The organism is Methyloversatilis thermotolerans, assembly GCF_000372885.1.
GTDB lineage: Bacteria > Pseudomonadota > Gammaproteobacteria > Burkholderiales > Rhodocyclaceae > Methyloversatilis > Methyloversatilis thermotolerans.
Map to the genome: position 1 here is coordinate 1,711,204 of NZ_KB889967.1, position 24,250 is coordinate 1,735,453.

Here is a 24,250-nt window from a genome sequence, read left to right on the forward strand (position 1 = left end):
CAGCCGCGGCACGGGGTCATCGGCGGTCGCGGCGCTCCGGCAGTACGGCTGGCACCTCCATCCATTGACCGGGCTGCAGATCACCCAGCTGCCACGGACCGATCGCCACGCGGATCAGGCGCAGTGTCGGATGGCCGATCGCGGCCGTCATCCGCCTCACCTGCCGGTTGCGCCCTTCCGACAGACCGATCTCCAGCCAGCAGGTCGGCACATTGAGGCGATGCCGGACCGGAGGCTCGCGTGGCCACAGAGTCGCCGGCTCGGCGATGCGCTGCACGCTGCACGGACGCGTCGGTCCGTCCTTGAGCGGCAGCCCGCTGCGCATGCGCTGCAGGGCCTCGGCGTCGGGCTCGCGCTCGACCTGCACACGGTAACGCTTGACCAGCTTGTGTCGCGGGTCCGTGATGCGATGCTGCAATGCGCCGTCATCGGTCAGCAGAAGCAATCCCTCGCTGTCCGTGTCCAGCCGACCCGCCGGATAGACCTCCGGTACCGGTACGAAGTCCGCCAGCGTGGGATGCAAGCCGTCCGGCGAAAACTGGCAGATCACGCCATAGGGCTTGTTCAGCAGGATGAGGCGGCTCACGTCCCGGCGGCCGCCACGGCCGGCTCGTCACGTGCGCGCCGGAACCGCCGCGCGAAGCGCAGTTCTTCCGGGTATGGAAAGAAGTCCTGGATGTAGCCGTCGCGTATGCGCTGCTGCGTCTCCTGCCAGAACTTCACATCCAGCAAGTCGCGGTGATACTTCAGGAAGGCACTGCGCACCTTGGGCGACGACAGCAGGAAGGTGGCGAACTCTTCCGGAAAGATGTCGTTGCGCGCCACCGAATACCACACCTCGCCGGACATTTCGTACTCGGGGCTGGGTGCCGGCGGAATGCGGCGGAAGTTGCAGTCGGTCAGGTACTCGATCTCGTCGTAGTCGTAGAACACCACGCGGCCATAGCGCGTCACGCCGAAGTTCTTCCAAAGCAGATCGCCCGGGAAAATGTTGGCCACGGCCAGTTCGCGGATCGCGTTGCCGTACTCGAATACGGCATGGTCGATCTGCTCCTCGGTCGCCTTCTCCAGATACATGTTCAGCGGCGTCATGCGGCGTTCGATGTAGCAATGGCGGACCACCAGGGTGTCGCCATCGCGCTCTATCATCGACGGCGCCAGTTCCTCGATCTGTGCCAGCAGTTCCGGCGCGAAACGATGCGTCGGCAGCGCGATATCCGAGAACTCGATCGTGTCGGCCATGCGGCCCACCCGGTCGACCTGCTTCACCATGACGAACTTCTTCTTCACCGTCGCCCGGTCGGTGTCCTTCGAACTGCCGAACTTGTCCTTGATGATCTTGAACACGTAGGGATAGGACGGAAGCATGAACACCAGCATGACCAGTCCGCGTATGCCGGGCGCTTCGACAAAATTGTCGTTCGAATGGCGCAGGTGGCTGATGAGGTCACGGAAGAACATGGTCTTCCCCTGCTTGCCCAGGCCAAGCATGGTGTAGATCTCGGACGGCGGCTTCTTCGGCATCAGGATGCGCAGGAACTGCACGTTCGCCGAAGGCACCTGCATGTCCGACATGAAGTAGGCACGCGACAGCGAGAACAGCACGCTGATGCGCCACGGTTCGAGCAGTATGGTGTCAAGGAACAATCCGCCCTTGCGGTCGTGCAACACGGTCACCAGGAAGGGATACTCGTGATGGCCATTGACCGCGCGCCCGATCACGTACGCAGCCTTGTTCCGGTAATAGGCTGAGCTGAGCACCTGGATCTGGAAATTCGCCTCGCCGGCCGGCCAGGTGCCACCCACGTGCTCGAGCGCTGCTCGCATGATGCAGTCGACGTCACGATCCAGGTCGGTGAAAGGACGTTGCCAGCCGAAATCAAGGAATATCCGCTTCACTGCAGTGCGCAGTCCGGTGTTGTTCGGGTAGTAGCTGCGCCAGGTGGGCGGGTTGCTCTCGATCAGTTCGGTCGAAATGGCCGGCCGGACGAAGATGAAGTCGTTATGGAAGTACTTGCGATGCAGGATCTTGGTGGTGACCGAATTGAAGAAGGTCTCGGCCAGTTCCGGCTGCTTGTGATTGACCAGCAGGCCGATGTAGAGCAACTTTGCCTGCTGCCAGGTATTGTCGTCGAGCGAATCGGCATGGAACTCGTTGTGCAGGCGATCCACGCATTCCTGCACACGATCATCGTAGTACTGGATGCGGTCGCGTATGCACCGCTGCTGGCCGGCCCAGTCCGCCTGCTCGAAGCGCTCTTTCGCACGAGCGCTTGCGCTGCGGAACAAGGTGTAGTGCTTGTCGAAACCTTCGATCAGCGCCTGTGCGATCGCCAGCGCCACCTGATTCTGACCTGCGGGAAGATTCATCATCTGTTCGCCAAAGTGAGCATTGTGCGAATTCTATGGCGACGGCAGCCGCCCGGGGCGGAACACTGCGGTGGCGCGCCTGTCGCAACAGCACCGATTGGGAGATAATCGTCGAGGCCCCCCGGTGGCACACCCGCCTCCGGGACAATAACCAGACAACACACCAAGGAGCTGGATGGCATGAGCACCAGTCACATCAAGGTTCCCACCGAGGGGAGCAAAATCGTCGCCGGACAACCCACGCCGGACAACCCCATCATCCCCTTCATCGAAGGTGATGGCATCGGCGTGGACATCACGCCGGTCATGAAGGACGTGGTCGACGCCGCGGTCGCGAAAGCCTATGGCGGCAAGCGCAGGATCACCTGGATGGAAGTGTATGCCGGCGAGAAGTCGACGCGTCTTTACGGTCCGGATGTGTGGCTTCCGGACGACACGCTGGCTGCGCTGAAGGAATATGTTGTTTCGATCAAGGGTCCGATGACCACGCCGGTGGGCGGCGGCATCCGTTCGCTGAACGTCGCACTGCGCCAGGAACTGGACCTGTACGTATGCCTGCGCCCGGTGCGCTATTTCAAGGGCGTCCCCAGCCCGGTCAAGCAACCCGATCTCGTCGACATGGTCATTTTCCGCGAGAACACCGAGGACATCTACGCCGGCATCGAGTGGCAGGCGGAATCGGACGGTGCGCACAAGGTGATCAAGTTCCTGCGCGACGAGATGGGCGTCAAGAAGATCCGCTTCCCGGAAACCTCGGCCATCGGCATCAAGCCGGTATCGCGTGAAGGTTCCGAGCGCCTGATACGCAAGGCACTGCAGTATGCGGTCGATCACGACCGCAAGTCGGTGACCTTCGTGCACAAGGGCAACATCATGAAGTTTACCGAAGGTGGCTTCCGCGACTTCGGTTATGCCATCGCGCAAAACGAGTTCGGTGCGGAGCCGATCGACGGTGGCCCGTGGTGCCGGTTCAAGAACCCGAACACAGGCCGCGACATCGTGGTGAAGGACGCCATTGCCGACGCCTTCCTGCAGCAGATCCTGCTGCGCCCCGCGGACTACGACGTCATTGCCACGCTGAACCTGAACGGCGACTACATTTCGGACGCACTGGCGGCACAGGTGGGCGGCATCGGCATCGCGCCGGGCGCGAACATTTCCGATTCCTACGCGGTATTCGAAGCCACGCACGGCACGGCGCCAAAATACGCCGGGCTGGACAAGGTGAATCCCGGGTCGCTCATCCTGTCGGCTGAAATGATGTTGCGCCACATGGGCTGGAACGAAGCTGCCGACCTCATCATCACGTCGATGGAACGCGCCATCGGCGACAGACAGGTCACCTACGATTTTGCCCGTCTGATGGAAGGTGCGACCGAGGTGTCATGCTCGGAGTTCGGTCGCGCCATGATCGCCCGCATGTGAAGCCGGGTCCCGGCCTGATCCGGGCCCGGAAAACAAAAAACCCGGCATGCGCCGGGTTTTTTGTTGGTTCGACCAAGGACGATCAGACGGCCTGGATATTGGCGGCCTGCTTTCCCTTCGGACCCTGGGTCACGTCAAAACTCACCTTCTGACCTTCCTTCAGGGTCTTGAAACCGCCCATCTGGATTGCGGAGAAGTGCGCGAACAGGTCTTCGCTACCATCGTCCGGGGTGATGAAACCGTAACCCTTGGAATCATTGAACCACTTCACAGTACCAGTTGCCATTTGATCTTTTCCTCTCAACCTCTCAAATGAGCCGAAGCTCCCGTACATGTTTGTACTTCAAGTTCTGATGTTCTGACCTCGGGAACTACCGACCGCGCGCCGGATCGACGCCGTAGTAGAACTGTGAGCGCTCGAGAGCTTGAACCAAACACAAAACGGCTTTTAGCCCAGAAGCCGCGGGCGGTCAACACGTTTCAATGCTGCAATACGGAAGACGGCGCCTGCAAGCGCCAGGGCCTCCATCGGAGCACGGCGCGCGCAACACGGCAGGACGCGTACAACCCGGACGAAAACCCGCGTCGCCGCTCGGTTCCGAACATTGCCAAGTGGTCCACACAAACTGCAAAAGAAGCTTCTTTTTCTCGTGTTGCACACCCTTGGATTGTGATTAGAATGGACTCATGGTTACGCGCAAGCAGGATGATTCACTCCTCGAGCTTGAAAAGACGAGGGTCAAGCCCCCACCTCTCTTCAAGGTCATGGTGTTGAATGACGATTACACCCCCATGGATTTCGTGGTCGGAGTTCTGCAGAAATTTTTCGGCATGAACCGGGAACAGGCCACGCGCATCATGCTCAAGGTACATACGGAGGGTGCCGGCGTGTGTGGCATATACCCCAAGGACGTTGCAGCATCGAAAGTGGAACAGGTGTGTACCTTTGCCCGCCAGCATCAGCACCCCCTGGCGTGTGTGATGGAGGAAAATTGAGATGATCGCGCAGGAGCTTGAAGTCAGCCTACACATGGCCTTTGTCGAAGCCAGACAGAAACGCCATGAATTCATTACGGTAGAGCATCTGCTGCTCGCACTGCTCGACAATCCCTCGGCTGCCGAGGTGTTGCGAGCATGCGCCGTGAACATCGACGAGCTCCGCAAGGAACTGTCGGCCTTCATCAACGAGCACACGCCGGTGGTCGATGGCAGCGAGGAAATCGACACGCAGCCGACGCTCGGCTTCCAGCGTGTGATCCAGCGCGCCATCCTGCACGTGCAGTCCTCCGGCAAGAAGGAAGTGACCGGCGCGAATGTACTGGTTGCGATCTTTGGCGAGAAGGATTCGCACGCGGTGTACTTCCTGCAGCGTCAGGGAGTCACCCGGCTGGACATCGTCAATTACATCTCGCACGGCATCACCAAGACCGCCCAGCCGGCCGCGGCTGCCAAGCCGGAATCGGATCAGGGCGAGCAGGAGCAGGAAGGCGGTCAGGCGGGCGGTGCGCTGGACAGCTTCACGCAGAACCTGAATGCGCAGGCCTTGATGGGTAAGATCGATCCGCTGATCGGTCGCGACCACGAGCTGGAACGCGTGATCCAGACCCTGTGCCGTCGGCGCAAGAACAACCCCTTGCTGGTGGGCGAAGCCGGCGTAGGCAAGACCGCGATCGCGGAAGGTCTGGCTCGCCGCATCATCGAAGGTCGTGTGCCCGACATTCTCGCGGATGCCACCATCTATGCGCTCGACATGGGTGCGCTGCTGGCCGGAACCAAGTACCGCGGTGATTTCGAGCAACGTTTGAAGTCGGTACTCAAGCAACTGCTCGACAACCCGAACGCCATCCTTTTCATCGACGAGATCCATACCCTGATCGGTGCGGGCGCCGCTTCGGGCGGCACGCTCGACGCGTCCAATCTGCTCAAGCCGGCGCTGTCGTCGGGCCAGCTCAAGTGCATCGGCGCGACCACCTACACCGAGTATCGCGGGGTGTTCGAGAAGGATCACGCGCTGTCGCGCCGTTTCCAGAAGATCGACGTGAATGAGCCCAGTGTCGAGGAGACGGTGTCCATCCTCAAGGGCCTGAAGTCGCGTTTCGAGCAGCACCACGGCGTGAAGTATTCGGCTACGGCGCTGTCTTCCGCAGCGGAACTGTCTGCCCGCTACATCAACGACCGCCATCTGCCGGACAAGGCCATCGACGTGATCGACGAAGCGGGCGCCGCGCAGCGCGTACTGCCGAAGTCGAAGCAGAAGAAGGTGATCGGCAAAACCGAAATCGAGGAAATCGTCGCGAAGATCGCGCGCGTGCCATCTCAGCACGTGTCCAACGACGACCGTTCGGCATTGCGCAATCTCGACCGCGACCTGAAGAACATGGTATTCGGTCAGGACAAGGCGATCGACGCGCTGGCGACAGCCATCAAGATGTCGCGATCGGGCCTGGGCAATCCGAACAAGCCCATCGGTTCCTTCCTGTTCAGCGGCCCCACCGGCGTCGGCAAGACCGAAGTCGCACGTCAGCTCGCGTACTGCATGGGTATCGAACTGATCCGCTTCGACATGTCCGAGTACATGGAACGGCACGCGGTGAGCCGGCTGATCGGCGCGCCCCCGGGTTATGTCGGTTTCGACCAGGGCGGGCTGCTGACCGAGGCGGTCACCAAGAAGCCGCACGCCGTACTGCTGCTGGACGAGATCGAAAAGGCGCATCCGGACATTTTCAACATCCTGCTGCAGGTGATGGATCACGGCACGCTGACCGACAACAACGGTCGTCAGGCCGATTTCCGCAACGTGGTCATCATCATGACCACCAACGCCGGCCAGGAAACGCTGCAGAAGTCGGTCATCGGCTTCACTGCCGAGCGGCAGCCGGGTGACGAGATGAACGACATCAAGCGCATGTTCACGCCGGAATTCCGCAACCGGCTGGATGCCATCATTTCCTTCCGTCCGCTGGATCGCGAAATCATCCTGCGTGTGGTCGACAAGTTCCTCATGCAGCTCGAAGGCCAGTTGCAGGAGAAGAAGGTCGAGGTGGTGTTCTCGGAAGCGCTGCGGGAATGGCTGGCCGACGCGGGATTCGATCCGCTGATGGGTGCGCGGCCAATGGCACGCCTGATCCAGGACACGATACGTTCGGCGCTCGCGGACGAGCTGCTGTTCGGTCGCCTGACCGGCGGCGGCAAGGTGACCATCGACCTGGATGCGGACAAGAAGGTGAAACTGGTGTTCGACGAAGAGGAAGCCACGGCTCCGGCCTGATTGCGCGTCACACCTTCCTGCAGCAAAGCGAGGCGGCCATAATGGCCGCCTCTTTTTTGTGTGTCATGACCGGAAGGATGCCCATGGATATTTCCACCGCAGATCTGTGCGATCAGTTCGAGAGCGATGTGCGCATCTGTGCACCGATGTTCCGCAGTTTTGGCGGGCGCAAGGCCTTCGCCGGACGGATCACGACGCTCAAGCTGTTCGAGGACAACGGCCTCGTGCGCAAGGCGCTGGAAGCGCCTGGACAGGGCAAGGTCCTGGTGATAGACGGTGGTGCATCGATGCGACGCGCGCTGGTCGGTGACCAGATCGCCGCACTCGCGGCAAAAAACGACTGGTCCGGTGTGGTCGTCTACGGCTGCATCCGGGATTCTGCGGCCATCGGGAACATGGACATCGGCGTGTTTGCGCTGGGTACCCACCCACTCAAAACGGTGAAGCGGAACGAAGGTCAGGTCGACATCACCGTGAACTTCGGTGGCATCGATTTCGTTCCAGGGCATCATCTATACGCCGACGGCGATGGCGTCATCGTCAGCGCACGGCCGTTGATCTGATCGCCCTCCGGAGCGACCGCACCGTCCTTCCCCGCCTCGTACGCGCGCAACGCCCCGTTGCACCCTGGTTCCTCGCCCACCCCTGGCGGGGCTTCTTCCCGTAAGCACCCCTCAATCCTCCGGCCCGGACAGGGCCCATGCGCGCGAAGTTCTCCCACGGGGTATCGGACGGACGAACCCGCTCGCTTCGGTCCTCGCAGAAGACCGCACCTCAGGGGCCAACATCGACTTCTTCACAAGTCAGGGCTCTTTTTTCACAGCCCCGCGCGCACGGATAGCCAAGCACCTGTTTCAAAAAGAAATCATATTTCTTATGTCTTATACAAGACCTCTTGTTGTCTGCCCAAAGCCTCTTTATACTGACGAACATCACGATAGCTTGTGTCGTCGGATCGATGCACAGGCTTCCCGCTTGCCCGACCGCGTGGCTGCCACCGCACCATCCGGTCCTCACGGGTGTCGTGCATCGGCCCTCTTCGGTTGAACGGCCGGAGAATGTCGGTCCGGTGCGTCCGACAGGGGTATCGGACAGCTTTTGACTTCTGCGAGTCAGGGTATTCGGGTGGTGCAGGCCACCTGTTCGGATTGTTTTTTTCTTCGAGGACATGCAAATGAGCACGAAAGAACAGGAAATCGCCGCAATCCAGAAGGACTGGGACGAAAATCCCCGCTGGAAGGGTATCAAGCGCGGGTACACCGCCGAGGATGTGTATCGCCTGCGCGGCTCTTTCCCGGTCGAGTACACACTGGCTCGCCGTGGCGCGGAAAAGCTGTGGGATCTGGTCAACAACGAACCCTTCATCAACTGCCTGGGTGCACTGACCGGTGGTCAGGCCATGCAGCAGGTGAAGGCCGGCGTCAAGGCGATCTACCTGTCGGGCTGGCAAGTCGCTGCCGACAACAACTCGTACGAAGCGATGTATCCCGATCAGTCGCTGTACCCGGTGGATTCGGTACCGACCGTCGTGAGCCGCATCAACAACAGCTTCAAGCGCGCCGATGAAATCCAGCACGCCAAGGGTATCTACAAGGGTGACAAGGGCTACATCGACTATTTCGCGCCCATCGTGGCGGATGCCGAGGCAGGTTTCGGTGGTGTGCTGAACGCCCACGAACTGATGAAGGCGATGATCCGTGCAGGCGCTGCAGGCGTGCACTTCGAAGACCAGCTCGCTTCCGTCAAGAAGTGCGGCCATATGGGCGGCAAGGTGCTGGTGCCGACCCAGGAAGCCGTTCAGAAGCTGATCGCCGCCCGTCTCGCTGCCGACGTCTATGGCGTGCCGACCCTGATCCTGGCCCGTACCGACGCTGAAGCGGCCGATCTGCTGACCAGCGACTGCGATCCGATCGACAAGCCCTTCGTGACGGGCGAACGCACCTCGGAAGGTTTCTACAAGACCCGCAAGGGCCTGGAGCAGGCCATTTCGCGCGGTCTGGCCTACGCCCCGTACGCCGACCTGATCTGGTGCGAAACCGGCACGCCGGACCTCGCCTTCGCCAAGGCTTTCGCGGATGCAATCCATGCCAAGTTCCCGGGTAAGATGCTGGCCTACAACTGCTCGCCCTCGTTCAACTGGAAGAAGAACCTGGACGACGCCACCATTGCCAAGTTCCAGCGCGAACTGGGCGCCATGGGCTACAAATACCAGTTCATCACCCTGGCAGGCATCCACAACATGTGGTACCACATGTTCGATCTGGCCCAGGACTACGTCGAACGTGGCATGTCGGCCTATGTGGAGAAGGTGCAGGAGCCGGAATTCGCGGCGCGCGATCGCGGTTACACCTTCGTGTCGCACCAGCAGGAAGTTGGCACCGGCTACTTCGACGACGTGACCACCACCATCCAGGGCGGTACCTCGTCGGTGACCGCGCTGACCGGTTCGACCGAAGAAGAGCAGTTCCACTGAGTTTCACGGGCCACTGCGGTGGCCTTGCCTTGGAAGCCGCCCGGCGACAGCCGGACGGCTTTTTTTGTTGGCCGCTCGGGAAACTTCCGCGGCGGGCAGTGGCCTGAGGCAGGCCCTCCACCTCATCCAAGTCCATCATGGATACTTTCGAAGCCATAGAAACCCGACGTGCAGTCAAGCACTTCGACCCGAGGCACCGCCTGTCCGACAGCGAGCAAGAGCACCTGCTGTCACTCGCCTTGCTGTCACCCACCGCCTTCAACATCCAGCACTGGCGCCTGGTGCTCGTGGATGACGCCGACCTGCGCGCACGGATACGGGCCGCGGCGTGGGATCAGGCTCAGGTCACTGACGCCTCCCTCCTCATCGTTCTGTGTGCCGACACGAAGGCGTGGCAGAAGGATCCTGCCCGCTACTGGCGCAACGCACCCGGACCGGTGCAGGACTTCATGCTGCCGGCAATTCAGCACTACTATCAGGGGCGCGAGCAGGTTCAACGCGATGAGGCGCTGCGCTCGAGCGGCATCATTGCGCAGACCCTGATGCTCGGTGCCCGGGCGATGGGCTATGACTCCTGCCCGATGGACGGTTTCGATTTCGACGCCGTAGGTGAGCTCATCGCCCTGCCCGCGGATCACCTGATCGCCATGATGATCGCGATCGGCAAGGCAACAGAGCCGGCGCGTCCGCGCGGCGGTCAACTGCCACTGGATCAGATCGTGGTGAGGAACCGGTTCAGCCGCTGATCACGTCTTCCGACGACGGCAGTTCAGGCATATGGGTGCCTCCGGATTCCCAGTAGGCAAGATCGCCGTAGGTCAGCTTGAGCAGATCTACGAACAGCCGGACCCGCAGCGGCAGATGCCGGCGCTGCGGGAACAAGGCGTAGATGCCCATCGGCGGCGCCGCGAAATCGCCAAGCACCTCCACCAACGCGCCGGTCGCCAGATCCTCGCGAACTTCCCAATAGGAACGCCAGGCGAGCCCAAGCCCGCTTAGCGCCCAGTCCCTCAGCACCGCACCGTCATTGCACTCCACCATGTGGTTGATGCGCAGGGCGATCGGTTCGCCGTGAGCCATGAAGCTCCAGCCACGCGCCTGAGAGCGGTTGGGACCCAAGGCAAGAATACGATGCTGCAGCAGGTCGTACGGATGCCCGGGTTTGCCATAGCGAGCGAGATAGTCGGGGCTGGCCACGACAACGCGCCGGGTTTCGCCCAATTTGATACTGATCATGCTGGAATCGGGCAGGCTCCCTATCCTCACTGCGCAGTCGACGTTCTCATTGACCAGATCCACCATGCGGTCGGTCAGATCCAGCGATATCTTCACCTCCGGATTCAGCCCCATGAAACGCTTGACCAGCGGCGCGACATGGCGACGGCCAAAGCCGGCCGGCGCACTCACCCGCAGCAGGCCGGTGGCCTTTGCTCCCCCCGCACTCACGGCGGCATCCGCACTCGCCAGTTCGTTCAGGATGCGCTGGCAATCCTCGAGATAGGCACTGCCCTCATGGGTGAGCGTGAGCTTGCGCGTCGTGCGCAGCATCAATTTCACGCCCAGTCGCTCTTCCAGGGCATCCATGCGCCGACCGATGACTGCCGGCTGGACGCCCTCAAGCTTGGCTGCCGCCGAAAGGCTCCCCTGTACCGCCACCGAAACGAAGGACTCTATCTCCTTGAACCGATCCATCTTGTACTGGAAGTAAAAAATCAATGTACTTAAGGAAATCTTAACGGATACATAAGGAAAGTCTAGTATTTGTGCAGATGCAGCAATTCATGCCGGGCACGAGCCGGTCAGATGCATCGGAAGCGAGAGGGAGTCCTGACGCCAGCCCCACCGGGCAAGGCGTGGAATGTGCAGGCGGGACTCCGATGTCCGGAACGCGCAGCGTGAAACGCGATTGCAGCCGGGCCCCTGAAACCGATCACCGGAGCGTACGCACATGACCATCGCTGAATCCGCAGACAATCTGAACCGCGCCATGGAACTGCCCGAGGGCCTGAGCATCTCCGCGCCGGTCAGCGCCGAATACCAGACCCTACTCACACCCGAGGCGCTGTCGCTGCTCGCCGAACTGCACCGCAAGTTCGAGCCGCGTCGCCGCGATCTGCTCGCGGCGCGCGCAAAGCGCGCGGCCGAACTCGATGCCGGCGCACCCATGGATTTCCTTGCCGATACGCTGCATGTGCGCGAAGGCAACTGGAAGATCGCGCCTCTGCCAGAGGCGCTCGAACGCCGTCGCATCGAAATCACCGGTCCGACCGAGCGCAAGATGATCATCAACGCGCTGAATGCCGGTGCCGACAGCTATATGAGCGATTTCGAGGACTCGAACTCGCCCTCCTGGGATAACCAGATCCAGGGCCAGATCAATCTGCGCGACGCCGTGCGTGGCACGATCAGCGTCGAACAGAACGGCAAGCTGTACTCGCTGAACGACAAGGTTGCGGTGCTGCAGGTGCGTCCTCGTGGCTGGCACCTCGACGAGAAGCACGTGACGGTCGACGGACAGCGCGTGTCCGGAGGCCTGTTCGACTTCTGGCTGTACTTCTATCACAACGCGAAGGAACTGATCGCACGCGGCTCGGGCCCCTTCTTCTACCTGCCCAAGCTGCAGAGCCATCGCGAAGCACGCCTGTGGAACGACATTTTCGTTGCTGCCCAGGAAGCGCTCGGCATTCCGCGCGGCACGATCAAGGCCACGGTGCTGATCGAAACGCTGCACGCCGCCTTCGAAATGGACGAAATCCTCTATGAGCTGCGGGATCACAGCGCAGGGCTGAACGCCGGCCGTTGGGACTACATCTTCAGCTGCATCAAGGTGTTCCGCAAGGATCGCAACTTCTGTCTCGCCGATCGCAGCAAGATCACGATGACCGTGCCGTTCATGCGCGCCTACGCACTGTCGCTGATCAAGACCTGCCACAGACGCGGTGCGCCGGCCATCGGCGGGATGAGTGCGCTCATCCCGAACAAGAAGGATCCAGCAGCGAACGAAAAGGCGATGGAGGGTATCCGTTCGGACAAGCGTCGCGACGCCAAGGACGGGTACGACGGAGGCTGGGTTGCTCACCCGGGCCTGGTCGAGGCCGCAATGCAAGAGTTCGTCGCGGTGCTCGGTGACCGCCCGAACCAGATCGACAAGCAGCTTGATGTCAGCTACACGGCAGCGGATCTGCTCGACTTCCGTCCAGAAGGCCCGATCAGCGAGAGCGGTCTGCGCACCAATATCAATGTGGGCATCCAGTATCTGGGCGCATGGATGGATGGCAATGGATGCGTGCCCATCCATGGGCTGATGGAAGATGCCGCCACTGCGGAAATCAGCCGTGCCCAGGTGTGGTCATGGATCCGCAGCCCGAAGGGCAAGCTTGACGACGGACGCAAGGTGACGGCGGACATGGTGCGGGAACTGATTGCGCAGGAGCTGGAAAACATCCGCAACCTGCTCGGTCCCGCGTACTCCGATACCTACGCCCGCGCCGCACAGCTGTTCGGCGACATGTGTGTGTCCGAAGAACTGGAAGACTTTCTGACGCTGCCGGCTTACGAACGCATGGTGTAAGCCTACCCCTGCAGCTTCCGGACGGCGCCCCACAAGGGCGCCGTTTTTCGTTGACCGGCCAATTGCGGCAGCCGCCCTCGTTCATGCGACCCGCCCGGAAAACAAAAAACCCGCCATGAGGCGGGTTTCAGCCGGGAAACGGAGTCCGTCCCGCGGATCACTCCATCGCGGTGACCTTGCCCGGAGCGATCTTGCCGTCCGAGCGACCCTTCAGGTAGGAATAGAGGGCATCGATCTTCTCGCCCTTCAGGAAGGGATGCGGAGGCATGCCCTGAGCGGCACGATTGCCCTCGACCACGATGCCGATGAATTCGTCCTTCGAATACTTCTTGAGCGCTTCGATCAGCGACGGGCCGACCATGCCTTCCTGATTCGGACCATGGCAACGCTCACAGGCTGCCGAACGCCAGGTCTTCCAGCCCATCAGGGTCTTGGCATCCACCTTGTTACCTTCGGCAACCTTGTACGGTGCCTCCTGCGCCATGGCGGTGGAGGCCAGCGCAGCCAGCACGACAGTTGCCAGAGTTTTGCGAATCACAATCAGCTCTCCTCAATGATTGGGTAGGGGTTGCAGTTGAAAAAACGTTCGTATCGGCCGTCGGGATGACATCACCTGCCGGTCCGGGGAAATGTCGGCTTATGGCTGGCTTTCCTGAACCTGCAACTTTACCGCAGTAGTGGATCGAAAAAAAAGACTTCTTCCAGCATCAACCGCGACCGGTCGAGCCAAAGCCGCCTTCCCCGCGTTCCGAAGCCTCGAATGTTTCCACCTGACGCAGATCGACCTGCACAACCGGAATAACGACCAGTTGAGCAATTCTCTCCAGCGGCTGAAGGACAAAATCCTCCGCCCCCCGGTTCCAGACCGACACAAAAATCTGGCCTTGGTAATCGGAATCGATCAGCCCGACCAGGTTGCCGAGCACGATGCCGTGCTTGTGGCCCAGGCCGGAACGAGGCAGCACGACCGCTGCCAGGCGGGGGTCGGCGAGGTGTATCGCGATGCCGCTCGGCACAAGTATCGTGTTCCCGGGCCGGATCACCTCGGTCGCATCGATACAGGCGCGCAGGTCAAGTCCGGCGGAGCCGGATGTAGCATAAGCGGGCTCCATGCCCTTCAGACGTTCGTCGAGAATGCGGTAGTCGAGAGTGCTCATGCAGACTTTCCAATGAGGGATGCGACGTGGCAGATGATGGCATCGGCCACGGTGGACTTGTGTGCGCGGGGCAGCTCATGGCGGCCGGCATCGTCGTAAAGCACGACCCGGGTGTCCTCGCCACCCAGCCCATCCGCCACCAGATTGCCGACTACCAGCGGAAGCTTCTTCGCGCTGCGCTTCGCCTGCGCGTAGGCGTCGAGATCGCCGCTTTCGGCTGCGAAGCCGACGCAGAAGGGCGCGTCGTCACGCGCGGCGATGTCGGCCAGGATGTCAGGGTTGCGAACCAGTTCAAGCGTCAGCGTGTCACCGCTCTTCTTGATCTTGCTGTCGCTGGGTGCTGCCGGTCGGTAATCCGCCACCGCCGCCACCGAAATGAACACATCCTGATCCCGATAGCGCTGCAGTACCGCCTGGTGCATGTCCCGGGCGGACGACACGTCAATGCGCGTCGTACCAGCGGGTACCGACAGGGCGGTGGGACCGCTGATCAAGGTGACATCCGCACCGGCGCGCACCGCGGCCGCTGCGAGCGCGTAACCCATGCGGCCCGAGCTGATGTTGGTGATGACGCGCACCGGATCGATGGCTTCCGACGTCGGCCCGGCGGTGATCAGCACGCGGCGTCCGACCAGATGCTTCGGCGAACAGGCTGACACTATGGCATCAAGGATGTCCTGCGGCTCCAGCATGCGGCCCATCCCGACCTCGCCACATGCCTGGTCGCCACTGGCCGGCCCGGCAACAAGGACGCCGTCGCCGCGCAACGTTTCCAGATTGCGGCGGGTGGCCGGGTGTTCCCACATCTGACGGTTCATCGCCGGCGCAACCATCAGCGCGCATCCCGCGTCCCGCGCCAGGCAGAGCGTGGTGAGCAGATCATCCGCCCGCCCCTGGGCGAGACGCGCAAGCACGTCTGCAGTGGCCGGAGCAACGATCACCATGGCGGCGTCCCGGCCAAGGTCGATATGGGCCATGCCGTTGGGCATGCGAGCATCCCAGAGGTCGGACCAGACCGGTTCGCCGGTGATCGCCTGGAAGGTCGCCGCGCCGATGAAGTGTTTCGCAGACTCGGTCATCACGACCCGTACACGGGTGCCCGCCTTCACCAGCAGGCGGGCAAGCTCGGCCGACTTGTAAGCCGCGACACCGCCGGTGACGCCGAGAATGACGGTACGCGCAGCAAGCACACCTTGCGGATTCATGACAATGGATTATCCTGAGCAGGATCGATCCCGGATTGTAGCGCGATGGCCATCAAGGACTGGAACGAGGATCTGCGCCCCCGCGAGCGCCTGATCCGACAGGGACCGGAAGCGTTGTCGTCGGCTGAACTGCTGGCGATATTCCTGCGCGTCGGTGTCCGCGGCAAGTCGGCCGTCGAACTGGCGCACGATCTGCTGCAGCACTTCGATCACAGCGTGCTGGCGCTGTCCGGCGCCAGCATCGGCCAACTGTGCAGCATCCGCGGCATGGGTGAAGCGAAGGCGGCCCAGCTCAAGGCAACGATGGAGCTCGCTCGCCGCGCGCTGAAGGAACAGATGCGCTCACGCGACGCGCTGTCCTCGCCTTCAGCAGTGCGCGAATGGCTCATGCTGCGACTGGGCGGACTTGCGCACGAAGTATTCATGGTGTTGCTGCTGGATGCGCAGAATCGGCTTATCGCCGCCGAAGAGCTGTTCCGCGGGACACTGACGCAGACCAGCGTGTATCCCCGTGAAGTCGTCAAGCGGGCGCTTGCGTACAATGCGGCGGCTGTGATCCTCGCGCACAATCACCCATCCGGCCTCGCCGAACCTTCACGTGCCGACGAATTCCTCACGCAAACCTTGAAACAGGCCCTGGCACTCGTAGACGTGCGGGTCCTGGACCACCTGATCGTCGGAACCGGCTGCAGTTGTTCCTTCGCTGAACGCGGCATGCTGTGAGTGCGCCTACGGCGCGGTAAACGCCTCGCTGCCGCGCCTGCCCGCAGGCGCGGCATGTACCGGGACGGCGCGCAAACAGTTCCGGTTCGAAGCCGGCACTTGAACATCCGGGCGTTCATTCGCTATACTCGCGAGCTTTTGCGATTCTGGAGCTCGAAACATGTCCCGCGTTTGCCAAGTTACGGGGAAGGCGCCGATGGTGGGCAACAATGTGTCCCACGCCAACAACAAGACCAAGCGTCGCTTCCTGCCGAATCTCCAGCAACGCCGTTTCTGGCTGGAGTCCGAAAGCCGGTTCGTGAGCCTGCGCGTCAGCACCAAGGGTCTGCGTACGATCGACAAGAAGGGCATCGAAGCCGTTCTGGCCGACATCCGCGCCCGCGGCGAGAAGGTCTGAGCACGTACCCGTTCTCGCGTTCCTGCCGGACGCTGCGCCAGATCGAATCGTGATGGGCGGATTCCGGCAGTCGCCGCAAGATTCAAAACCGCCGGGCTTGTTCGCAAGCATCGGAATTCAAGCTGCCGGCGGAGCCGGGGCGATACAGACAGATCCGGCTGAGCAGCCGGCATAGACAGGAAGGAAACACGTCATGGCCAAGGGCGGACGCGACAAGATCAAGCTGGAATCGACTGCCGGCACCGGTCACTTCTACACCACGTCGAAAAACAAGCGCACCATGCCGGAGAAGATGGAGATCATGAAGTTCGATCCCAAGGCGCGCAAGCACGTGATGTACAAGGAAACCAAACTCAAGTAAGTCCTTGCGGGCGCAGGTTGGTCGCGATATGTGACAGCCGGCCCCCGGGCAATAAAAAACCCGCCGCCGGCGGGTTTTTTATTGCCCTTGTTTTATTGCCCTTGTTTTGCCCTTCCCGCGCGCGACATGCAGCGGCACATCCGGTCGCTGCGCCGGGCAGGCCGGCAATCAAACCATCACGTTGCCACCTTCGTCAGCGCACCACCGTCTGCGCTTCACCCGACGCACAGCGTTCGATACGGCCGATGCGGAACACCTGCTCGCCCGCCCGGGCCAGCGCTTCGCTCGCGCGATCGGCATCCGCGGCCGACACGATGACCACCATGCCGATGCCGCAATTGAATACGCGGTACATTTCCTGTTCGGCAACATTGCCCGCTTCGCGCAACCAGGCGAACAAAGGCGGCATGGGCCAGGACGACGCGTCGATATGTGCCGCCAGCCCTTCGGGCAGGACGCGCGGCACATTGTCCAGCAGGCCACCGCCCGTGATGTGGGCCAGCCCCTTGACCATGCCCGGCGCCTGCTTCATCAGTCCGAGCAGCGACTTCACATAGATGCGCGTCGGTGCGAGCACGGTTTCGCGCAGCGACCGGCCGTGGAAATCCGCATCGAGATCCGGCGCGTCACGCTCGAGTATCTTGCGCAACAACGAGTAACCGTTCGAATGCGCACCGCTGGAAGCGAGCCCCAGCACCACATCGCCCTCCGCGATGGTTTCGCCAGTGATGAGCGCACTTTTCTCGACAATGCCGACGGCGAAACCAGCGAGATCGTATTCCCCGGCAGGGTACATGCCGGGCATTTCGGCCGTTTCGCCGCCGATCAGCGCGCAGCCCGCCAGTTCACAGCCCCGCGCGATGCCGCCAACGACGCGAGCAGCCGTGTCGACGTCAAGCCTGCCGCAAGCGAAGTAATCGAGGAAGAACACAGGTTCGGCACCCTGCACCAGGATGTCGTTGACGCTCATGGCCACGAGGTCCTGCCCTACCGTGTCATGTCCGTCGAGCTGGAACGCGAGCTTCAGCTTGGTACCCACACCGTCGGTCCCGGATACCAGCACCGGCTCGCGATACTGCTTCGACACCTCGAACAGCGCACCGAACCCGCCGATCCCGCCCAGCACCTCGGGCCGCATCGTGCGCCTGGCCAGCGGCTTGATGCGCTCGACCAATGCATCGCCGGCATCGATATCCACGCCAGCGGAGGCATAACTGAGGGAAGTGCGGGTGTCCTTGGATGATGTCATGACATATGGGGCGCAAGCGCCGCGGAAACGGGATGAATGAACGGAAGCCCGGGGTGGAATCTTGCTAAACTGCGCGCATTCCTACACGTTCCACAGCGCATCACACCCCGAGGGTGCGCATTCTACCTCCGCACACCCCTCCTCATGAGTCCTTCCGGCATCAACCGCAGACAGACCGTGCTCTGGACCGGGGTGGGGGCTGCCCTGATCGGGCTGATCTGGCTTCTCGGGCCGACGATTTCGCCCTTCATGCTCGGGCTGGTACTGGCCTACATCTTCGAGCCACTGGTCGAACGCCTTCACCGGCGCGGCGTGCCGCGCACGCTCGCTGTGGTGATGGTCATCGTGCTGGTGATCGGCATGGTGATCGGCCTCATCCTCATCCTGGTACCGGTGATCCAGCAGGAGGTACGCACCCTGGTCGAGCGTCTGCCTGCCTATCTGACTGCCGCGCACGACCGTTTGATGCCCTGGTTGAGCGGTCACCTGGGTATCAATCTGCAGCTTGACGTCGACAGTCTGAAGCGCTTCATCACGAAGAACTGGTCGAGCGCGCAGGACTACCTGATGCTGGCTCTCGAGTACGTGACCAGCCAGGGTGCGGTCATTGTCGGAGTCGTTGCCAACGTGCTGCTCACGCCCGTGGTGATGTTCTATCTGATGCGCGACTGGAAGGATCTGAGGCACCGCGTCGCGACATTCATCCCGCGCCCCTGGTTGCAGCGCGCACTCGCCATGGCGGACGAGATCGATGCCGTGCTGGCCGAATTCCTGCGCGGTCAGCTGGCCGTGATGGCTGCGCTTGCCGCCTTCTACAGCATCGGCCTCTGGCTGGCCGGCGTCGATTACGCCCTGCCTCTCGGCCTGCTGTCGGGTCTGCTCGGGTTCATTCCATATGTCGGTTTCTCGACCGGCCTGCTGCTGTCGCTGCTGGTCGCGGCCCTGCAGTTCCAGGGCTGGTCACCCATGATAGGCGTGGCCATCGTCTACGGACTGGGCCAGTTGCTGGAGAGCTTTGTGTTGACGCCATGGCTGGTCGGCGAGCGCATCGGGCTGCATCCGCTGGCCGTGATCTTCGCCCTGATGGCCTTCGGTCAGCTGTTCGGTTTCGTCGGCGTGCTGGTGGCGCTTCCCGCTTCGGCAGCGCTTCTGGTCGGTTTGCGCGAGGTACGCCGGCATTACCTTGCAAGCGGTTTCTATCAGGGCGACGGTCCCAAGATTCTCGAATGATGCGCCAGCTCCTGCTCGACATCCGCCCAATTGCTGCACCCAGCCTCAATAACTTCGTTGCCGGCGCCAATCGCGACCTGATCGCGCACCTGCGAACGATGACCGGGCCGCATCCGGGCCTCTCGGTCTACCTTTGGGGCGACAGTGGCAGCGGACGCACCCACCTTCTGCGTGCGCTCGCTGCCGAATCCGTTGCGCGCGGCCTCTACCTGGAAGCCGAACAGATCAATCTCACCGCAGCCGACACCCTGATCGCCGCTCTCGAAGCGACCCGAGCCGGGTTATGGCTGTTCGACGACGTACATCTTCTCGATACCGGGGCACAGGGTGCGCTGTTCCGTGCGATCAATCTCGCCCAGGGGCGCGGAATCACCGTGGTGGCGGCAGGAAACGCGGCGCCCCGCGAACTGTCTCTGCGAGAGGATCTGCGCACGCGAATCGGGCAGATGCTGCCCTTCTGCATACAGCCGCTGCATGACGAAGAACGCATCGAGTTGCTGCACGCTCACGCGGCGGCGCGCGGCATGAAGATCGACCCCGAAGTTTTCGACTACCTGATGCGCCACGGCAGGCGCGACATACGTTCTCTGCTGGGCGTGCTCGACCTGCTGGACGAGCATTCTCTGACCCGCCAGCGTCCGGTCACACTGCCGCTGCTGCGCGAAGTCATGCAGACACGACTGATCTGATGGGAACACGGATGGAACTGGTACTTTTCGACCTCGACAACACGCTTCTCGCTGGCGATTCCGATTTCGAGTGGGCGCAATTCCTGATTTCCAAGGGCGTGCTCGATCGCGAACTGTACGAAGTGCGCAATGCGACTTTCTACGCTCAGTACAAGGCCGGTACGCTGGATATCCACGAGTTCCTGGACTTCCAGCTTGCTCCGCTGTCGCGCCATCCGCGCGAACAGCTCGACGCCTGGCACGCGGAATTCATGGTGAAACAGATCCACCCGCGCCTCACCGACGGCGCGCGCGGTCTGGTCAATGCCCACCTCGAAAGCGGAGCGCTGTGCGCCATCGTCACCGCCACCAACAGTTTCATCACGGGTCCGATCGCGCGCGAACTGGACATCCCGCACCTGGTGGCCACCATACCCGCCCAGGAGAACGGTCAGTTCACCGGCAAACCGCGCGGCACCCCGGCCTTCCGCGAAGGCAAGATAGAACGCGTGGAGCGCTGGCTGGAAGAACTGGGCCTCTATTTCGGCAGTTTCAAGCGCACCAGCTTCTACAGTGATTCACTGAACGATCTGCCGCTGCTCAAGCGCGTGCATCATCCGGTGGCGGTCGACCCCGACCCCACACTTGAGGCCTATGCGCGCGAACAAGGCTGGCAGATCATGCACCTTCATGCCGGCCAGGCGGTAGAAAGCGAGGATTGAGTGGCGATGGAACGGAATACCCGCCAGCGCGCGGCGATCCTGGGCGCGATCCAGCACGCCGGGCGTCCGCTGTCGCCGTCCGAACTGCACTCGCTGGCGCGCAGCGAAGCGCCGGCACTCGGCCTCGCGACGGTCTATCGCAACATCAAGGTTCTGCTGGAAGAAGGCGTGATCCGCGAGGTGGACATCCCTGGCGAAGCGCCCCGGTACGAGGAAGCACATCTGGGCCATCACCACCACTTCAAGTGCCGTTGCTGCGGTCGGGTATTCGATATCGGGGAATGCGCCACCGACTGGTCTTCACTCGCACCAGCAGGGTTTTCGGTGGACGCACATGACATTACCCTGTACGGGCGCTGTGCAAAGTGCGGCGATGATGGCGACGAGACTCGCACAGAACCCAAGGCCTGTACGCACCGTCACGATTGAACATCCGCACCCTTGCCGCACGGGCCGAGGGCGCGGACGTCCCGGTCCGGAGTCAGCCCGCCCGCCGACGCGCAACCAGCGACAGCATGCCGACACCTGCGAGCAGCAGCGCCCAGGAAGCAGGTTCGGGCACAGGCGCTGTCAATGCACCGACCGCACTTTCGAATACCTCTTCGTCCAGTCCGGCATTCATCACCACGTAAAACGGTTGCGAAAACCCGTTCAGATCACTGCCGATCTGCAAGGTGATGAGATAGGCCGACGCAAGCGCGCGATCAGCACCCAGCAGGTCGAAATCCAGATGCTCGTGGATTTCGCCTGCACCATTCACCTGCCCGATGATGCCTTGCGGCGAGCTTATGCCGCTGCCGCTGAACACGGTGAGTTCCCCCAATGCATCCTCGATGCTGAGCGATACAGCGGCGGTTGAAACGACCCAGTTCGCGCCGCTCCACGTCATGAGCGAACCGATGCCCCGGAAGTAGATGATGTCACTCGGCGTCAGCGCGCCCTCTTCCGAAATGAAGCCCGGATCGTCCGTGCCGAACACACCTCCGGAAAGATCGCGGAAATCGCCTTCGAACAGCGCATAGCCATTGGACGCGTGCTGTGCCAGAGCTTCCGGATCAACCACGATGACCCCGGACGCGCTTCCGATCTCGACATCGCCTGCGTGCAGATGCTGGGCATGAGCCGCGGTCGAGGACAACAGCGCCACAAAGAGCGCGGCGCCGAACTGGCGCAATGCAGAAAACTTCATTGATATCTCCTGGACGGTGAAGAGGGTGTCCGGATACGGGTTCGCTCCGGTCAATATCGATAATACGTTACTATTATCACAATTTGCACCTCTTCCTCTTCGTACCGCCTCCTCCATGTGTGCCCGCGCAGTCCTGCCTCGCTTGCCAATATGGTGGGCACTTGCCGCCTTCCCTTCACTCCTTTCGGCCCAGGGCACGTCGACCGCCAGCGACGATGCGCTCACGTTGCCCGATGTCGAAGTTGAAGCGGTCCGCCTTCCCGAGGCTTCTCCCTCGCCAGGATTGCAACAGAACGAGTTGCGGGGCAACGCGCTGCGTGATCGCCGGGGATCGACCGTGGGTGAAACGGTCGGAGACGAAGCCGGTGTCCATAACACCACCTTCGGCGCGGGAGTCGGCCTGCCGGTGATCCGGGGTCTGAGCGGTACCCGGGTGAAAGTGCTGAGCAATGGCGGAGCGACTCATGACGCCAGCACGTTCAGCCCGGATCATGCATCGACGGCCGACGCGACGCTGGCGGAATCGATACGCGTACTCCGCGGCCCGGCCATATTGCGCTACGGAGGCGGAGCTCTCGGCGGAGCGATCGATGTCGACGACGGGCGCATTCCGTTGCGGCCCCCGTCCCGCCCCGTATCGGGAACAGCCTCCTCGAGCTATGGCAGCAACGGCCGCGAACGGGTGAATGCCCTGAAACTTGATACCGGCGGCGGACCGGTCGCACTTCGCGCGAGCGGCTTTGCGCGCGACCGCAGCGACAGCCACATTGCAGGCTGTGCAGTGGACGACGCTGCGGTTTTCCAGCAGTTCGGTCAGATCAATACCCGCAACAGCTGTGGCCGTCTCTACAACAGCGATGCACGCTCGGCCGGCGGCACGCTCGGGGGCACGGTGTTCATCGGCGACGCGCTGTTCGGCGCCGCGGTCAACAACAGCTCCAACAACTACGGCATTCCGCCTGCACCGGGTCACAGTCACGGTGGCGACGACCGTACTCGCATAGACATGGATAACCGCCGTGTCGATACCCGCGCGGAGTGGCTGGGCGAAGGATGGTTGCAGACGCTGCGCTATACCGGCGCGCACATCGAGTACCGTCACGACGAAATCGACGACGGAACGATTGCCACCACCTTTCGCAACAAGGCCATCGAACAGCGCCTGGAGGCGGAGCACGCGCTGGGCGAAAACTTCGCGGGCACCGTGGGTGTCCATCATGTACAGCGGCGATTCTCGGCCGTCGGGCTGGAATCCTTCATTCCGCGGACCGAACTGCGCAGTTCGGCCGTCTATGTCACGCAGCGGATGAACTGGCGAAGCCTTACCCTGGAAGCCGGCGCACGCGCCGAACTGACAAGGATGCAGGCGGGCGAGCGCGAACTGGCCACCACAGTGGTCGACCTGCCCGACCGGAAGTTCAACGCGAACAGCCGCACTCTCGCAGCCTACTGGCGGATGACGCCATCACTGCGCATCGGAACGGTGTTGTCCCATGCGCAGCGTGCGCCGGAAATCCACGAACTCTATTCGCTGGGCCCTCACCTGGCCACGCGCACTTACGACGTCGGCAATCTCGACCTGGGAAGCGAAACCCTGCACGGACGCGAATGGCTGATCGAGTACGACGACTCGACCTGGCGCGCGCGGATCAATCTGTTCGTTAACCGCTTCGACGACTTCATCTATCAGCGCACCGTGCCCAACTTCTTCTATGACACGGATGAGGAACGCATCCGGCCAGCCTGCGTCCGCCTGGAGGAGTGCCTGCCGGTCACCAACTTCAGTCAGTCCGACGCGAGGCTGCATGGCTTCGAGGCGGAAATCGCCCGCGGTTGGGACAGTCAGGGCTGGGGACGCGTGGAACTTTCACTGTTCGCGGACGAGGTTAAGGGACGATTGACCCGTCTGCGGGAAGACGTGCCACGCCTGCCGCCGCTGCGTTTCGGCAGCGAGCTGTCGTTCCGGCATGAAAGCTGGACCGGCCGTCTGCGTCTCACGCGCTATGCCGACCAGGACAGGCCCGGTACCGGCGAAACGACGACCGACGGCTACACACGGCTGGATGCCAACCTCAGTCACAGGCGCGCACTTGGCGAACAAAGGATGCTCACGCTGTCGCTGCGCGCCCGCAATCTGCTCGACGCAGACGCGCGCAACGCCACCTCTCTGCTGCGTAATTTTTCGCCTGAGCCGGGACGCAGCATCGAAGTGGCCGCCAGCCTGGAGTTCTGAGACCCCGGT

At 62.1% G+C, this 24,250-nt stretch carries 24 protein-coding genes; 15 read left to right on the plus strand and 9 right to left on the minus strand.

Translation table 11 applies throughout. The features are described from left to right. Positions 1 to 16: 16 nt before the first annotated feature. Positions 17 to 586 carry a pseudouridine synthase gene (locus A3Q7_RS0107430; RefSeq protein ID WP_018411228.1) on the minus strand — a complete coding sequence of 190 codons (570 nt, stop codon included), beginning with the start codon at positions 584 to 586 and terminating at the stop codon, positions 17 to 19. Beyond that, the gene (gene aceK, locus A3Q7_RS0107435) at positions 583 to 2,373 is read right to left on the minus strand and encodes a bifunctional isocitrate dehydrogenase kinase/phosphatase (RefSeq protein ID WP_018411229.1); all 1,791 of its coding nucleotides are present in this window, start codon (positions 2,371 to 2,373) and stop codon (positions 583 to 585) included. The genes A3Q7_RS0107430 and aceK overlap by 4 nt, the downstream gene beginning before the upstream one ends. A gap of 177 nt (positions 2,374 to 2,550) precedes the next feature. Here aceK and icd point away from each other — a divergent pair, with 177 nt between their 5' ends. Then, the gene (gene icd, locus A3Q7_RS0107440) at positions 2,551 to 3,795 is read left to right on the plus strand and encodes an NADP-dependent isocitrate dehydrogenase (RefSeq protein WP_018411230.1); all 1,245 of its coding nucleotides are present in this window, start codon (positions 2,551 to 2,553) and stop codon (positions 3,793 to 3,795) included. 82 nt (positions 3,796 to 3,877) lie between these two features. Here the strand turns inward: icd and cspE are convergent, their stop codons facing one another. Further along, positions 3,878 to 4,081 (minus strand): transcription antiterminator/RNA stability regulator CspE, encoded by a 204-nt coding sequence (gene cspE, locus A3Q7_RS0107445; RefSeq protein ID WP_018411231.1) that lies wholly within the window; start codon positions 4,079 to 4,081, stop codon positions 3,878 to 3,880. Positions 4,082 to 4,482: 401 nt separating this feature from the next. On the opposite strand from cspE, the gene clpS reads away from it, so the two are divergent. From clpS to A3Q7_RS0107470, 5 genes are all read left to right on the plus strand, one after another. After that, a complete protein-coding gene (gene clpS, locus A3Q7_RS0107450; RefSeq protein WP_018411232.1) occupies positions 4,483 to 4,791 on the plus strand; it encodes an ATP-dependent Clp protease adapter ClpS in 309 nt (102 codons plus the stop codon). 1 nt (position 4,792) lies between these two features. Next, entirely contained in the window at positions 4,793 to 7,063 is a 2,271-nt protein-coding gene (gene clpA, locus A3Q7_RS0107455) for an ATP-dependent Clp protease ATP-binding subunit ClpA (RefSeq protein ID WP_026224593.1), read from the plus strand. An 83-nt stretch (positions 7,064 to 7,146) separates the two neighbouring features. After that, on the plus strand, positions 7,147 to 7,626 hold the full coding sequence (gene rraA, locus A3Q7_RS0107460; protein WP_018411234.1) for a ribonuclease E activity regulator RraA: 480 nt from the start codon (positions 7,147 to 7,149) through the stop codon (positions 7,624 to 7,626). A 611-nt stretch (positions 7,627 to 8,237) separates the two neighbouring features. After that, on the plus strand, positions 8,238 to 9,536 hold the full coding sequence (gene aceA, locus A3Q7_RS0107465; protein ID WP_018411235.1) for an isocitrate lyase: 1,299 nt from the start codon (positions 8,238 to 8,240) through the stop codon (positions 9,534 to 9,536). A 137-nt stretch (positions 9,537 to 9,673) separates the two neighbouring features. Beyond that, positions 9,674 to 10,282 carry a nitroreductase family protein gene (locus A3Q7_RS0107470; protein ID WP_018411236.1) on the plus strand — a complete coding sequence of 203 codons (609 nt, stop codon included), beginning with the start codon at positions 9,674 to 9,676 and terminating at the stop codon, positions 10,280 to 10,282. Here the strand turns inward: A3Q7_RS0107470 and A3Q7_RS19590 are convergent. Continuing rightward, entirely contained in the window at positions 10,272 to 11,228 is a 957-nt protein-coding gene (locus A3Q7_RS19590) for a LysR family transcriptional regulator (RefSeq protein WP_040570859.1), read from the minus strand. The genes A3Q7_RS0107470 and A3Q7_RS19590 overlap by 11 nt on opposite strands. Before the next feature lie 256 nt (positions 11,229 to 11,484). Between A3Q7_RS19590 and aceB the strand changes: the two genes are divergently transcribed. Then, the gene (gene aceB, locus A3Q7_RS0107480; RefSeq protein WP_018411238.1) at positions 11,485 to 13,107 is read left to right on the plus strand and encodes a malate synthase A; all 1,623 of its coding nucleotides are present in this window, start codon (positions 11,485 to 11,487) and stop codon (positions 13,105 to 13,107) included. Between the two features lie 157 nt (positions 13,108 to 13,264). Here the strand turns inward: aceB and A3Q7_RS0107485 are convergent, their stop codons facing one another. The 3 genes from A3Q7_RS0107485 to coaBC form a co-directional block, all read right to left on the minus strand. Then, positions 13,265 to 13,645, minus strand: coding sequence for a c-type cytochrome (locus tag A3Q7_RS0107485; protein WP_026224595.1), 381 nt, complete (start codon positions 13,643 to 13,645; stop codon positions 13,265 to 13,267). A 169-nt stretch (positions 13,646 to 13,814) separates the two neighbouring features. After that, positions 13,815 to 14,264 (minus strand): dUTP diphosphatase, encoded by a 450-nt coding sequence (dut, locus tag A3Q7_RS0107490; RefSeq protein WP_018411240.1) that lies wholly within the window; start codon positions 14,262 to 14,264, stop codon positions 13,815 to 13,817. Next, on the minus strand, positions 14,261 to 15,469 hold the full coding sequence (gene coaBC / locus A3Q7_RS0107495) for a bifunctional phosphopantothenoylcysteine decarboxylase/phosphopantothenate--cysteine ligase CoaBC (RefSeq protein WP_018411241.1): 1,209 nt from the start codon (positions 15,467 to 15,469) through the stop codon (positions 14,261 to 14,263). Before coaBC ends, dut begins: the two co-directional genes overlap by 4 nt. A gap of 45 nt (positions 15,470 to 15,514) precedes the next feature. Between coaBC and radC the strand changes: the two genes are divergently transcribed. The 3 genes from radC to rpmG all read left to right on the plus strand — a co-directional run bounded on the left by radC (position 15,515) and on the right by rpmG (position 16,950). Then, positions 15,515 to 16,192 carry a RadC family protein gene (radC, locus tag A3Q7_RS0107500; RefSeq protein ID WP_018411242.1) on the plus strand — a complete coding sequence of 226 codons (678 nt, stop codon included), beginning with the start codon at positions 15,515 to 15,517 and terminating at the stop codon, positions 16,190 to 16,192. A 160-nt stretch (positions 16,193 to 16,352) separates the two neighbouring features. After that, positions 16,353 to 16,589: a 50S ribosomal protein L28 gene (gene rpmB, locus A3Q7_RS0107505; protein ID WP_026224596.1), complete on the plus strand. Its 237-nt coding sequence runs from the start codon at positions 16,353 to 16,355 to the stop codon at positions 16,587 to 16,589. A gap of 193 nt (positions 16,590 to 16,782) precedes the next feature. Further along, positions 16,783 to 16,950 (plus strand): 50S ribosomal protein L33, encoded by a 168-nt coding sequence (gene rpmG / locus A3Q7_RS0107510; protein WP_018411244.1) that lies wholly within the window; start codon positions 16,783 to 16,785, stop codon positions 16,948 to 16,950. A gap of 193 nt (positions 16,951 to 17,143) precedes the next feature. On the opposite strand, the gene purM is transcribed toward rpmG, so the two are convergent. Then, positions 17,144 to 18,199 carry a phosphoribosylformylglycinamidine cyclo-ligase gene (gene purM, locus A3Q7_RS0107515; RefSeq protein ID WP_018411245.1) on the minus strand — a complete coding sequence of 352 codons (1,056 nt, stop codon included), beginning with the start codon at positions 18,197 to 18,199 and terminating at the stop codon, positions 17,144 to 17,146. Between the two features lie 144 nt (positions 18,200 to 18,343). Between purM and A3Q7_RS0107520 the strand changes: the two genes are divergently transcribed. Genes A3Q7_RS0107520 through A3Q7_RS19595 form a run of 4 tightly spaced genes read left to right on the plus strand, consistent with a single transcriptional unit; the run spans position 18,344 to position 21,248 of the window. After that, positions 18,344 to 19,429, plus strand: a complete 1,086-nt coding sequence (locus A3Q7_RS0107520; protein ID WP_018411246.1) for an AI-2E family transporter — start codon at positions 18,344 to 18,346, stop codon at positions 19,427 to 19,429. Continuing rightward, the gene (gene hda, locus A3Q7_RS0107525; protein WP_018411247.1) at positions 19,426 to 20,118 is read left to right on the plus strand and encodes a DnaA regulatory inactivator Hda; all 693 of its coding nucleotides are present in this window, start codon (positions 19,426 to 19,428) and stop codon (positions 20,116 to 20,118) included. The genes A3Q7_RS0107520 and hda overlap by 4 nt, the downstream gene beginning before the upstream one ends. Before the next feature lie 11 nt (positions 20,119 to 20,129). After that, the gene (locus A3Q7_RS0107530; RefSeq protein WP_018411248.1) at positions 20,130 to 20,819 is read left to right on the plus strand and encodes a histidinol-phosphatase; all 690 of its coding nucleotides are present in this window, start codon (positions 20,130 to 20,132) and stop codon (positions 20,817 to 20,819) included. A gap of 6 nt (positions 20,820 to 20,825) precedes the next feature. Further along, the gene (locus tag A3Q7_RS19595) at positions 20,826 to 21,248 is read left to right on the plus strand and encodes a Fur family transcriptional regulator (protein ID WP_018411249.1); all 423 of its coding nucleotides are present in this window, start codon (positions 20,826 to 20,828) and stop codon (positions 21,246 to 21,248) included. 52 nt (positions 21,249 to 21,300) lie between these two features. Here A3Q7_RS19595 and A3Q7_RS0107540 read toward each other — a convergent pair whose 3' ends face one another. After that, on the minus strand, positions 21,301 to 22,233 hold the full coding sequence (locus A3Q7_RS0107540; protein ID WP_232417856.1) for a PEP-CTERM sorting domain-containing protein: 933 nt from the start codon (positions 22,231 to 22,233) through the stop codon (positions 21,301 to 21,303). Positions 22,234 to 22,306: 73 nt separating this feature from the next. Here A3Q7_RS0107540 and A3Q7_RS0107545 point away from each other — a divergent pair, with 73 nt between their 5' ends. Continuing rightward, on the plus strand, positions 22,307 to 24,241 hold the full coding sequence (locus A3Q7_RS0107545; RefSeq protein WP_408630408.1) for a TonB-dependent receptor: 1,935 nt from the start codon (positions 22,307 to 22,309) through the stop codon (positions 24,239 to 24,241). Positions 24,242 to 24,250: the final 9 nt, after the last annotated feature.